Consider the following 12436-nt stretch of genomic DNA (forward strand, 5'->3'; position numbering starts at 1 on the left):
ACGGCGGGTCACTTTCGAAAAGCCCGGAAGCCGGCCCAGTCGAAAGTGACCCGCCGTAAGGGCGGAACCGCCAGCCGCCGTTACCGCAGAAACGGATATACACCCCCCAAAAAAAACACAGCGGAATATCAAAATGAACAGCATTACGCACATTATCCGGTGCTTTGCTGTACAACAAACCTGGCCGCTGTGTCGTTTACAGCATCGCCCTTCTTGCGGAAAAACTCATGCGCCTGGCCGATTTCATTCTCGACAATATCGAGCCGATTCTTCAGGCGTGGGAAGACTTCGCCAAAACCATCACCCCCGCATCCATTGGCATGGATTCCGTGGCCCTGCGCGACCATGCCGAGCAGATGCTGCGCACCATCGCCGCTGACCTGCGCACCTCGCAAACGCGCAAGGAGGCAATTGCCAAGTCCCACGGGGAGGCCCCGACGGCGGATGCCGAAACCGCCGCCGAAACCCATGCGGTCATCCGCCAGTCCTCGGGTTTCACCGTGGAACAAATGGTCTCCGAATACCGGGCCCTGCGCACCAGCGTGCTCATGCTCTGGATGCCGCACACGCAGTTGGATCACAAACAGGTCATGGACGATCTGATTCGATTCAACGAGGCCGTGGACCAGGCCTTGGCCGAGTCCGTCGTCAGTTACTCGGGGGCGGTGGATGCGTCGCGCAACATCTTTCTCGGGATTCTGGGGCATGACCTGCGCAGCCCCTTGGGCGCGATCCTGCTGAGTTCCGAAGTGCTGCTGCGGGCGGGGGACCTGCCCGCCAAGGCCACCAAGATAACTTCGCGTATCTACACCAGCGTCAAGCGGGCCAACAAAATCGTCGGCGATCTGCTGGATTTCACCCGTACCCAACTCGGCTCGGGCATTCCGGTGCAGCGTTTCAACGGCGATCTGGTGGCCGCCTGCGAAGGCATGGTGGAGGAGGCGCGGGCCTATCACCCGGAAAGCGAAATCCGCTTTGAAACGACCGGTGCCCTGGAGGCGCGGTTTGATCCCGCCCGCATGGAGCAAGTATTTGCCAACCTGATTGGCAACGCCGTCCAGCATGGTGCCGAAGGCACGCCGGTGACTGTTTCGTTGAGCGTGGAAAAGGATATGGCCGTGATTGCGATCAACAACCAGGGCAAGCCTATCGAGAAAGAGGCCATTGCCAACATCTTCAACCCAATGGTCCGAAGTCTGTGCAGCGGTGAAATGCAGTACGGTTCCACGGCTGGGCTCGGACTTGGCCTGCACATCGCTTCGGCGATCGTATCGGCCCATCAGGGCACCATCAAGGTCCACTCGGAGGCGCAAGTCGGCACGACATTTACCGTTCGTATACCGCTGAACCCGGCCTGATCGACTGTCCGCAAGAGCATATTCACATACTTGTACGATGTCTTATCACGTAGTAAAACTGTCGTCCCGTCCAATAATAATTAACGGAGACGCACCGATGGATGCTTCGCAATCTGCAACCGCCGCCGATCAGGGCCGCCGGGTATTCCTGAAAAAATCCCTGGTGGTCTCGGCCGCTGCCGCCGCCCTTGGCAATCTGCCAGGGCTCGCCCAGGCCGAACCCTTGAGCCAGCGTTACCCGGACCCGCTGATCAATATCCTTGACCCCAGCTTCATGGACTTGCGCATCTTCAACGCCAGCGTGGAGAAACTCGCCACCGGTCTGCGTTGGGCAGAAGGGCCGGTGTGGGTCGGTGACGGTCGTTACCTGCTGGTCAGCGACATTCCCAACAACCGCATCGTGCGCTGGGATGAAATCACCGGCAGCCTGTCGGTGTACCGCGAGAATTCCAACTTCTCCAACGGCATGTGCCGCGATCGCCAGGGCCGGCTGCTGGTGTGCGAAGGCTCCACCACCGCCAGCGAAGGCCGACGCATCACTCGCACCGAGCACAACGGCACTATCACCGTGCTGGCGGACAGTTTCGAAGGCAAGCCGCTGAACTCGCCCAACGACATCGTGTGCAAGCGTGATGGCTCGGTCTGGTTCACCGACCCGCCGTTCCAGACCGGCAACAACTACGAGGGACACAAAGTCACCCCCGCCCAGCCCCACGCGGTGTATCGCATCGACGGCGGAACCGGCAAGGTCAGCCGGGTGATCGACGACCTGGCGGGGCCGAACGGGTTGTGTTTTTCCCCGGACGAGAAAATCCTCTACGTGGTCGAAGGCCGGGCCAAGCCCAACCGCTTGATCTGGGCAATCACGGTCAAGGACGATGGCACGCTGGGGGAGCGGCGCAAGCACATCGAAGGCCTGGATTACGCGGCGATCGATGGAATCAAGTGCGACGAGAGCGGCAACCTCTGGTGCGGTTGGGGCGGCAATGGCGACCCCAAGGCCGACCTGGAAAAACTCGACGGTGTGCGAGTGTTCAACCCTGAAGGCAAAGCCATCGGGCACATCTCCCTGCCGGAGCGCTGCCCCAACGTCTGCTTCGGAGGGCGGGAAGGCAATCGGTTGTTCATGGCCGGCAGCCATTCGCTGTATTCGCTGTTCGTGAATACACGGGGGGCGACGTTTGCCTGATTGAGCGGTTCTCCATTGTGGCGAGGATACTGTGGGAGCAAAGCTTGCTCGCGATACAGGCGATGCGGTCTTTCAGAAATCGAGTCGCCTGTATCGCGGGCAAGCCTTGCTCCCACGGCCTAGTCACAAGGGTGTGTTCAGTGAGTATCCTCTGATGGGTTCAGGATTGTCCGCAACTCCATAGCTCCACGGTCGGCTGGCCCTCTGTCGGCGGCCCCAACCAATGGCTCATCGGCCGGCAAGTGCCATCGAAGCACACTTGATAATCGCCGGCCTGCGGCGTACGGCCCAGCCTCAGCGGTTGCAGCGGCGGCATCTGGCGTTGGTAGTGCCAACTGCCATTTTCCAGTCGGGCGTTTTCGGGAATCTCCATGCCCGCGCCATTGCCTCTGACCCTGGCTTCACCCAGGACCAACCCTTGTGCGGTCACGCGATAATCTTCCTCCCAGCGGATCTTTTCGATGGTGTGGTTCCATGCCAGCGTGAAATCGGCAACGGGAAGCTGGGCCCAGACCACGCCGGACAGGCCCAGACACAGCCCGATCACGCCAAGGCCCGTCCGGCACGCCGCGAGCGCCAGATGTGCTGGAAAATCAGCAGCCCACCCAGCACGAAGCCAATCTCGTCGGTCAGCGGCAGGGCCACCACCAGCAACGCGCCAGCCGCAAAACACAACAGGCGCTCCCAGACCGGCATCTTCTGTTGCAGATAGCCGGTGGACGCCATGCCCCAAAGCCCGACGGCCAACAACGTCTTGATCAGCATGTACGCGGTCATCCACAGGTTGTCGCCCTGGAGCATCAGTGCCGGGTTATAGACCGCCATGAACGGAATGACGAAACCGGCGAGGGCGATGCGCACCGCCCAGAAGCTGATCTTCAGGCCACTTTCCCGGGCAATGGGCGCGGCTGCGAAACAGGCCAGCGCCACCGGTGGGGTCAGGTCGGCGAGGATGCCGAAATAGAACACGAACATGTGCGACACGATCAGCGGCACGCCCAGTTCCAGCAGGGCGGGCGCGGCGATCGAGCTGGTGATGATGTAGTTGGGAATGGTCGGGATGCCCATGCCCAGCACCAGGCAAGTGAGCATGGTGAGGATCAGCGACAGCAACAGGTTGTCCCTGCCGATGGCGAGGATGTAGCCGGCAAAAGTGGAGGCCACGCCGGTCAGCGAGACCACGGCGATGATGCTGCCTACCAAGGCGCAGGCGATCCCCACTGGAACGGCATGACGCGCGCCATCTACCAACGCGTGCAGGCAGATGACCAGGGTTTCCCGCGTGCCTTGCATGAACCAGCAGACCACCACCAACACGCCGATCACCGCGAACACGACACCGATGCCCAACCGGAAAAAACCGACGCACAGCAGCCCCAAGGCGATCCAGAAGGCACAGCGCAAAGCATAGTTCGAGACCTTGAGAATGATCGCCGAGCCGAGAATCACGATGGCTGTCAATGCCAGGCCCACCATGCCGGAAAACAGCGGTGTGCGTCCGGAAAACAGCAGGTAGACCAACACCCCGAGCGGGATCAGCAAGTACCAGTTTTCCTTGACCGCGCCCCAGGCGCTGGGGCACTGGTCCTTGGGCAGGCCCTTGAGGTCGGAGCGTTTGGCTTCCAGGTGAACCATCCAGAACACCGAGCCGAAGTACAGGCACGCGGGTATCAATGCGGCCTTGGCGATTTCAACGAACGGCACATTGATGGTTTCGGCCATGATGAAGGCCACCGCGCCCATTACCGGCGGCATGATCTGGCTGCCCATGCTGGAAGTCGCTTCCACACCGCCGGCAAACGCGGCCTTGTAGCCGAAGCGCTTCATCAACGGGATGGTGAATTGCCCGGTGGTGACCACGTTGGCGATGCCTGAGCCGGTGATGGTGCCCATCAGCGCCGATGACACCACCGCCACTTTCGCCGGCCCGCCCAGTTTGTGGCCGAACAGGCCCATGGCGAAATCGGTGAACAGCTTGATCATGCCGGCCTTTTCCAGGAAGGCGCCAAACAGGATGAACAGGAAGATATAGGTGGCCGACACGTAGGTCGGCGTGCCGTACAAGCCTTCGGTGCCGAATGACAGTTGGTTGATGATTTGATCGACGCCATAGCCGCGATGGGCCAAATCCCCCGGCAGGTATTCGCCGAACAGGCCATAGGCCAGGAACAGGCCGCAGATGATCGGCAGCGCGATGCCCATCACCCGCCGGGCGGCTTCGAAGACCAGCACGATCAGGATCACGCCGATGATCATGTCGGCGGTGGTCAGGTCGCCAGAGCGCTGGATCAGGTCGGCTTCGAACACCCATTGATAGAGCGCCGTCGCCACGCTCCCCAGGCTCAGGACCCAGGCCAGGGGCTGCCAGGGACGCTGCTTGCCATAGGCCGGGTAGCTGAGGAACACCACCCACAGCAGGAAGCCGACATGCACCGCCCGCAGCACGATGCTGGAGACTGGAGAAAACGCGGCGGTGACGATCTGGAACACTGAAAACAGCAAGGCCACGTAAAACAGTGTCTTGGGCCAGTCCCGCGGGTCCGTGGCGATGCCGTGCTGGTCTTCACTCATGAGGTGCCTGCCTTCTGTTCACATTCAAGGGGCGAAAACACGATGCATCAACGGCGACGGGCGCCGTTGATGCGTAGGGTGTTACAGCGCGCCCACTTCCTTGTAGTAGCGCTCGGCACCGGGGTGGAGTGCGATCGGCAGGTTTTTCGCGGCGTTTTTCAAGGTGATGTCCTTGGCCGCCGAATGGGAAGTGCCCAGGCGAGTGAGGTTCTCGAAGAGCAGCTTGGTCATCTGGTACGCCACCTCATCCGGCACGTCCTCGCGGGTGACCAGGATGTTGGTGATGGCCACGGTCGGTACGGCGTCGGTCTGGCCGTCGTAGGTGTTGGCCGGAATCATTGCGCTTTGATAGGCCGGGTTAGCGATTTTCTCCACCACATCGGTGGGCACCGATACATAGCTCAGCGCCATGGTCGAGGCCAGGTCACGAATGGCCGCCATCCCCAGGCCGGAGGACTGCAGTGTGGCATCCAGTTGGCGGTTCTTGATCAAGTCCACCGACTCGGCGAACGGCAAGTACTGGACCTTCATGTCCTGGTAGGTCAGCCCTGCGGCCTTGAAGATCGCCCGGGCATTGAGTTCGGTGCCGGATTTTGCCGCGCCGACGGAAACGGTCTTGCCCTTGAGGTCGGCCAATGTCTTGATGCCGGACTCCTGGCTGGCGACGATCTGGATGTAATTGGGATAGGCGCCAGCGATGGCGCGCAGTTTGGTCAACGGTGCCTTGAAACCGGCGTCTTCCACACCGTTCCTGGCATCCGCCACCGAGTCGCCCAGGGCCAGGGCCAGCTCGCCACGACCGGCTTGCAGCAGGTTGAGGTTTTCCACCGAGGCCTTGGTGGCTTGCACCGATGTCTTGGCGTCCTGGATACCACTGCTGTAGATCTGCGACAGCCCGACCCCGATCGGGTAATAAACCCCACTGGTGCCCCCCGTCAGGATGTTGATATACACCGGGGCTGCCTGGGCCGTGGTGCTGACCACCAGGGCTGCCGCGGCGGCCAGGAGGGTGAAGCGCTTGTTGACTCGCATGGGGACCTCTCCGTCTTGTTATGGCTGTATGCAGAGTCTTTCCACTGTAGTTCAAACGGGGGCGGTGGCGAGTCGAGCCGTGGTCAGGAGGTTTTTGTGGTTATGCCAGGGGCGCCGTACTGCCTCGCACCGTCAACTCAAACGGCAACACCACATGCCGTTCGGCAATCGGCTTTTTCTCGATCAGGGCAATCAGCATCTCTACCGCTTTTTGACCAAACGCTTCGGCAGGTTGCGCAATGGTGGTCAGGGGCGGGTCGCAATAGGCGGCGAACGGGATGTCGTCAAACCCCACCAGGGAAATATCCTCGGGCACCCGCAGGCCCATTTGCTTGATGCGCCTGAGTGCGCCGATGGCCATCTCGTCGTTTTCACAAAACAGCGCACTGGGCCGGTCGACCAGCGCCAACATCGCGCCGGCGCCGTCATCACCGGCCTTCAAGGTGAAGTCGCCATGGCAGATCAGGTTTGGGTCGACGGCGATACCGGCCTGGCTCAGGGCATCCTGGTAGCCGGCCACGCGGTCCAGGGTCAAGGGGCTGCTGCGCGGTCCCTTGATGATGCCGATGCGGCGATGGCCGAGGCCGATCAGGTGCTCGGTCATGGCCTGGGCGGCGGCCCGGTTGTCGAGGCTGATGGTCGGGTAGGGGGCGTTCTTGACCACTTCGCAGGCGTTGACCAGCGGCAGGCTTTCAGTGCCTGCGGGCATCGATTCGAAAGGATCGCTGGCGCGTAACTGGATCACCCCGTCGGCCTGGTGGGCGTAGACCAGCGCGGCAAATTCACGCTCGATCTGCGCGCGACCCTGGGTGTCGCACAGCAGCAATCGATAACCCGCCGCCTGCGCGGCCTGCTGCGCGCCGCTGATGACCCGGGCGAAAAACGTGTTGGCGATGGTCGGCACCAGGATCACCAGGTTGCCGGTGCGCCGGGAGCGAAATTGCACCGCCATCAGGTTGGGCCGATAGCCGGCCTGTTCCACCGCCGCGTTGACCTTGTCCCGCGTCTCGGGAAGCACCCGTTCGGGCGATTTCAGGGTTCTGGACACCGTGGCCACCGACACACCGGCCAGCCGGGCCACTTCACGAATGTTGGACAAAATCACCTCGGGGGGCAGGGGCTACGGTTGGGGAGCTTACCGCAGGTTGAGCGCCTCACAAATGTTCATGCGTGACCTCGTGGGGTTTGACACGCAGGAAAACTGAGCCTAGATTTCCGCCATGATGTAACCGGTTACATCATCATCCTCACAGGAAGACAATCGCGATGAATCCTGTAGCACCGAAAATAAGAATGGGCTTCGTCGGCGGTGGAGAGGGCGCGTTCATCGGCCAGGCCCACCGTCAGGCCGCGGGCCTGGACGGCGGTTTCGAACTGGTCTGCGGCGCATTCAGCCGCGATCCTCACAACACTCGGCAGACCGGCGCGGCCCTGGGCCTGCCAGCGTCCCGTTGCTACCACGACTGGCAGCAGATGCTCGACACCGAAGCGCTGCTGCCTCTGGATCAGCGCATGGAACTGCTGGTGATCGTCACGCCCAATCACCTCCATGCGCCTATCGCCAGCCAGGCCTTGAAAGCCGGTTTCCATGTGTTCAGCGAGAAACCCGCCGCGCTGGACCTCAACGAGTTGCTGGCCCTCAGGGACGTGCTGCAAGGCAGCCGTTGCCTCTACGGCCTGGCCCACACCTACCTGGGCTATCCCATGGTTTGGCAGGCCCGGGAGATGGTGCGTTCGGGCGAGATCGGCCAGGTGCGCAAAGTGCTGGTCGAGTACCCCCAAGGCTGGCTCAGCCAGGATGTCGCCGCTCAGGGTAATAAGCAGGCGGAGTGGCGTGATGACCCCGGGCAGTCCGGCCTGGGCGGTTGCATCGGCGACATCGGCACCCACGCGTTTTCCCTGGCCGAGTTCGTCGCAGACCAGCCTATCCAACAACTATGCGCCGTCTTGGGTACGCACGTCCCGGGCCGACAATTGGATGACGACGCCGCGATGCTGTTCAAGATGGCGAGCGGTGCCAGCGGCGCGTTGATCGCAAGCCAGGTCTGCACTGGCGAAGAGAACCCGCTGAAGATTCGCGTCTACGGCGACAAGGGCGCCTTGGAGTGGCGCCAGGAAGAACCGGCGAGCCTGATCCATCGCGCCTTTGACCAACCCCTGCGCATCTTGCGTAGCGGTGTCGGCCAGCCGTGGCTGTGCGCGGCGGCCACGCGGCGCATGCGCCTGCCGGCCGGCCATCCCGAGGGCTACCTGGAGGCCATGGCCAACCTCTACGGCGATTTCGCCCAGGCCATTCGCAACCATGTCGAAGGCCCTGACGTCCCTGGCGTGCCCGGCATCGAGACCGGTTTGCGTGGCATGGCATTTATCGAGGCCGCCATCCTCAATCACCGTGGCGACGCGAAATGGACCGCCGTGCAAACCGGAGCATCCCTGTTGTGAATACCCTCGACAAGACACCGAACGGCCTGCGTGGCCCAGGCATTTTCCTGGCGCAATTCATGTCCGCCGAAGCGCCGTTCGACACCCTGGCCAACATCGCCCAGTGGGCGGCGTCGCAAGGCTACAAGGCCATTCAACTACCGACGTCGGGCACCCAATACATCGACCTGGCCCGGGCCGCCGAGAGCCAGGATTATTGCGACGAGCTCAAGGCCACCTGTGCCCAGGCCGGTGTCGAGATCAGCGAGTTATCGACGCACCTGCAAGGCCAGTTGGTGGCGGTGCACCCGGCGTTCGACGCGCTGTTCGACGACTTCGCCCCGGCCCATCTGCGCGGCCAGCCCCAGGCACGTACCGAGTGGGCGATCGAGCAACTCAAGCTGGCCGCCCGCGCCAGCCAGCGGTTGGGGCTGAAGGCTCATGCAACGTTTTCCGGCGCGCTGCTGTGGCCGTATCTCTACCCATGGCCGCAACGTCCGACAGGCCTGGTGGAGCAAGGGTTCGCCGAACTGGCGCGGCGCTGGTTGCCGATTCTCGACTGCTTCGACGCGGCGGGGGTGGACCTGTGCTACGAAATCCACCCCGGCGAAGACCTCCACGACGGGGCCTCGTTCGAGCGCTTCCTGGAGGCCGTCGATCATCACCCGCGGGCGGCGATCCTCTATGACCCCAGCCATCTGCTGCTGCAACAGATGGACTACCTGGGTTTCATCGATCGCTACCACGCGCGCATCCGCATGTTCCACGTCAAGGACGCCGAGTTCCGCCCCGACGCCCGTTCCGGGGTGTACGGCGGTTACCAGGGCTGGGTCGATCGGCCCGGGCGGTTCCGTTCGTTGGGCGATGGCCAGATCGATTTCAAATCGATCTTCAGCAAATTGACCCAATACGATTTCAGCGGTTGGGCGGTCCTGGAATGGGAGTGTTGCCTGAAGGATTCGCAACAGGGCGCCGCAGAAGGCGCTGCGTTCATCCAGCGGCACATGATCAGCAAGACGCGCAAGGCTTTCGACGATTTTGCTGGTGTAACGGCGGATGAAGACTCCAACCGGCGGTTGCTGGGCCTGTTGAGGTAGCCGGCCCAACCCAAAAACCTGTGGCGAGGAAACCCGGTGTGGGAGCAAGGCTTGCCCGCGATGAACGAAAACGCGGTTCAACGGTTAGACCGTGGCGCGGCCATCGCGGGCAAGCCTTGCTCCCACAGTGGAGGTAAATCCCTTTGCAACAAAAGCGGTGCGTTTTTTCTTTCTTCACAAGAACAACAATAAAACGGTGACTGTCATGACCACGATGAACGCACGCCTCAGCGTGATGATGTTCCTGCAGTTCTTTATCTGGGGTGGCTGGTTCGTCACCCTGGGGACTTTTCTCTCCAGCACGCTGGGCGCCAGCGGCGGGCAGATCGGCATGGCGTTTTCCACTCAGTCGTGGGGGGCGATCATTGCGCCGTTTGTCATCGGCCTGATCGCCGACCGCTACTTCAATGCCGAACGGATCCTGGCGGTGTTGCACCTGCTGGGCGCGGCGTTGCTGTATCAGCTGTATTCGGCGGCGGACTTCAGCGTGTTCTACCCGTATGTGCTGGCGTACATGGTGGTCTACATGCCGACGCTGGCCCTGGTCAATTCCGTGGCGTTCCGGCAAATGCGCGACCCGGCGCTGGAGTTCTCGCGCATCCGGGTGTGGGGCACGATTGGCTGGATCGTCGCGGGCGTGGTGATCAGTTTTGTGTTCGCCTGGGATTCGCGTGAAGCGATCTCTGTAGGCGGTTTGCGCAATACCTTCCTGATGGCGGCCATCGCTTCCCTGGTCCTGGGGCTCTACAGTTTCACGCTGCCGGCCACGGCGCCGTTCCAAGAGCAGGCGAGCGGTGGCGGCATCAAGCAGTTGTTGGGCTTGGATGCATTGGGTCTGTTGAAGGACCGCAGCTACCTGGTGTTCTTCATCGCCTCGATCCTGATCTGCATTCCCTTGGCCTTTTATTACCAGAATGCCAACCCGTTCCTGGCCGAAACCGGCATGACCAACCCGACGGCGAAGATGGCCATCGGGCAGGTCTCGGAAGTGTTGTTCATGTTGCTGTTGCCGCTGTTCATCCAACGCTTCGGCATCAAGCTGGCGCTGTTGGTGGGCATGTTGGCGTGGGCGCTGCGCTACCTGTTGTTCGCCTACGGCAATAACGGCGACCTGGCGTTCATGCTGTTCACCGGCATTGCCCTGCACGGCATCTGTTATGACTTCTTTTTTGTCTCGGGGCAGATCTACACCGATGCCAAGGCGCCGAAGCATTTGCGCAGTTCGGCCCAGGGCCTGATTACCCTGGCGACCTATGGTGTGGGGATGCTGATCGGCTTCTGGGTCGCGGGGCAGGTGACCGATCACTTTGTCCTGGAGGGCGGCCACGATTGGAAAAGCATCTGGCTGTTCCCGGCCGGGTTCGCGTTGCTGGTGTTCGCCTGTTTCCTGTTTTCCTTCAGCGGCCGGCAGGCGGTTAGTGCGCCATCAAAGGCCTGAAGCACAAGCAGGGCTGGGCGTCAGTCATTTGTGGCTGACGTCCAGTTTGGTGTAGGTCACTTTTCCGCCTTCGTTGGAATAGCCTTTGTTGTCCAAGGTGTAGACGCCGGCCTTGAAATAGAAGTCGTAGCCTTGCCAGGACTTGTCCAGCTTCACCTGTTTGCCACTGTTGCCGATCAGCACCGAGAGCTGGCCTTGCTTGTCCATTTGCAGCGTGTACGAGAAGGATTTGTTCAACGGCACCTTGGGCACGGTGTAGATCACCGGGCTCTTCTTGTCCTTGGGCTTGATCCGGTATTCCACGTCGATATTGCCGGTACCCTTTTCGTAGCGATATACCAGCTTCAACAACGGCGTCGGCGCGTCCTTGGCGTGAATCTGTGCCACTACCACGCGGCCTTCGGAAGGCACCTGGTTCACCGACAGCTCGCCCTTGAGGGTGTTGGTGCCGCTGTTGTAGCGCCAGTTGCGCAGCTTTCCGTCTTTGCCGGTTTCCCGCAGTTCCGAGCGCGGGTATTCGCTTTTACCGGTATGGGAGCCAGTGACCGGCGCCCAGAAGACGATCCGCTGGCCGTTGTTGTCGAAGTACTTGTTTTTCAGAGTCGGCATGGCTTTGGTCGCCACGACCTGCGCCGGCGTTTGCACGGGCAGGGTAATGTTCCAGACAGTCAGGTCAATCATGATAAAACCCTCCAACGGGACCGGCCGTTACCTATCGGCCGTCAAGGCAAGAACTGCCTTCCGTGGCGCAGTTTTCATGTTATCGACGAGGGCCTGCTTCGCTGGAGGCGCAACTGACGGATGGCTCTGCGATGAGCCTTCCAGGCGCTGAATAGGGCGGATTATCGTATGTCAATTTGTTGCTGATCGGTTAGAGTACGCGCCGCCCGAGAGACGGATCCCGGGCGTTTTCTCATGGAGTATTCAATGAATCACATCAGCAAAGTTGTCGCCTGCGCACTGTTCGGCCTGGCCCTGGCGGGTTGCACCGGCACCCCGATGAAAACCCAGCAATACGACAGCAGCCAATACACCGTTGTCGGCCACAGCGAAGCCAAGGCCACCGGCCTGCTGCTGTTCGGCGTGATCCCGATTCGCCAGAACAACCGTTTCGTGCGTGCCCAGGACGCGGCGATCAAGGCCAAGGGCGGCGACGCCATGATCAACACCCAAGTCCAGGAAAACTGGTTCTGGGCCTGGGTCCTGACCGGCTACACCACCTCGGTGTCTGGTGATGTGGTCAAGCTGAAAAACGTTCAGTAACACCGTTGTTTTGATCGTTCCCACGCTCCGCGTTCCGTTAAGCGTGACGCAGAGCGTCAGTGGATGC

Annotated in this window: 11 protein-coding genes; 6 read left to right on the forward strand and 5 right to left on the reverse strand. The window is 61.4% G+C overall.

Annotated features, from left to right (window positions below; all coding sequences use genetic code 11):
- Positions 1-227: 227 nt before the first annotated feature.
- Both AB4O09_RS12355 and AB4O09_RS12360 read left to right on the forward strand, forming a co-directional pair.
- Positions 228-1358 (forward strand): sensor histidine kinase, encoded by a 1131-nt coding sequence (locus AB4O09_RS12355; RefSeq protein ID WP_003203281.1) that lies wholly within the window; start codon positions 228-230, stop codon positions 1356-1358.
- Between the two features lie 97 nt (positions 1359-1455).
- Positions 1456-2547, forward strand: a complete 1092-nt coding sequence (locus AB4O09_RS12360; protein WP_003203277.1) for an SMP-30/gluconolactonase/LRE family protein — start codon at positions 1456-1458, stop codon at positions 2545-2547.
- A gap of 160 nt (positions 2548-2707) precedes the next feature.
- Here the strand turns inward: AB4O09_RS12360 and AB4O09_RS12365 are convergent, their stop codons facing one another.
- From AB4O09_RS12365 to AB4O09_RS12380, 4 genes are all read right to left on the reverse strand, one after another.
- Positions 2708-3094, reverse strand: coding sequence for a DUF1850 domain-containing protein (locus AB4O09_RS12365; RefSeq protein WP_027912007.1), 387 nt, complete (start codon positions 3092-3094; stop codon positions 2708-2710).
- Complete coding sequence (locus AB4O09_RS12370; RefSeq protein WP_003203272.1) at positions 3091-5118, reverse strand: TRAP transporter permease; 2028 nt, start codon at positions 5116-5118, stop codon at positions 3091-3093. The genes AB4O09_RS12365 and AB4O09_RS12370 overlap by 4 nt, the downstream gene beginning before the upstream one ends.
- Positions 5119-5199: 81 nt before the next feature.
- The gene (locus AB4O09_RS12375) at positions 5200-6150 is read right to left on the reverse strand and encodes a TAXI family TRAP transporter solute-binding subunit (protein ID WP_003203270.1); all 951 of its coding nucleotides are present in this window, start codon (positions 6148-6150) and stop codon (positions 5200-5202) included.
- 100 nt (positions 6151-6250) lie between these two features.
- Positions 6251-7249 (reverse strand): LacI family DNA-binding transcriptional regulator, encoded by a 999-nt coding sequence (locus tag AB4O09_RS12380; RefSeq protein WP_043042424.1) that lies wholly within the window; start codon positions 7247-7249, stop codon positions 6251-6253.
- Between the two features lie 167 nt (positions 7250-7416).
- On the opposite strand from AB4O09_RS12380, the gene AB4O09_RS12385 reads away from it, so the two are divergent.
- The 3 genes from AB4O09_RS12385 to AB4O09_RS12395 all read left to right on the forward strand — a co-directional run bounded on the left by AB4O09_RS12385 (position 7417) and on the right by AB4O09_RS12395 (position 11106).
- Complete coding sequence (locus AB4O09_RS12385; RefSeq protein WP_003203266.1) at positions 7417-8592, forward strand: Gfo/Idh/MocA family protein; 1176 nt, start codon at positions 7417-7419, stop codon at positions 8590-8592.
- On the forward strand, positions 8556-9668 hold the full coding sequence (locus AB4O09_RS12390) for a sugar phosphate isomerase/epimerase family protein (protein WP_086006137.1): 1113 nt from the start codon (positions 8556-8558) through the stop codon (positions 9666-9668). The genes AB4O09_RS12385 and AB4O09_RS12390 overlap by 37 nt, the downstream gene beginning before the upstream one ends.
- A 205-nt stretch (positions 9669-9873) precedes the next feature.
- Positions 9874-11106 carry a nucleoside permease gene (locus tag AB4O09_RS12395; protein WP_460108270.1) on the forward strand — a complete coding sequence of 411 codons (1233 nt, stop codon included), beginning with the start codon at positions 9874-9876 and terminating at the stop codon, positions 11104-11106.
- 24 nt (positions 11107-11130) lie between these two features.
- Here AB4O09_RS12395 and AB4O09_RS12400 read toward each other — a convergent pair whose 3' ends face one another.
- Positions 11131-11787 (reverse strand): polysaccharide lyase family 7 protein, encoded by a 657-nt coding sequence (locus AB4O09_RS12400; RefSeq protein ID WP_027912009.1) that lies wholly within the window; start codon positions 11785-11787, stop codon positions 11131-11133.
- Between the two features lie 246 nt (positions 11788-12033).
- On the opposite strand from AB4O09_RS12400, the gene AB4O09_RS12405 reads away from it, so the two are divergent.
- The gene (locus AB4O09_RS12405; RefSeq protein ID WP_003203257.1) at positions 12034-12369 is read left to right on the forward strand and encodes a hypothetical protein; all 336 of its coding nucleotides are present in this window, start codon (positions 12034-12036) and stop codon (positions 12367-12369) included.
- Positions 12370-12436: the final 67 nt, after the last annotated feature.

The sequence above is a fragment of the Pseudomonas sp. H1_F01 genome (assembly GCF_054681425.1).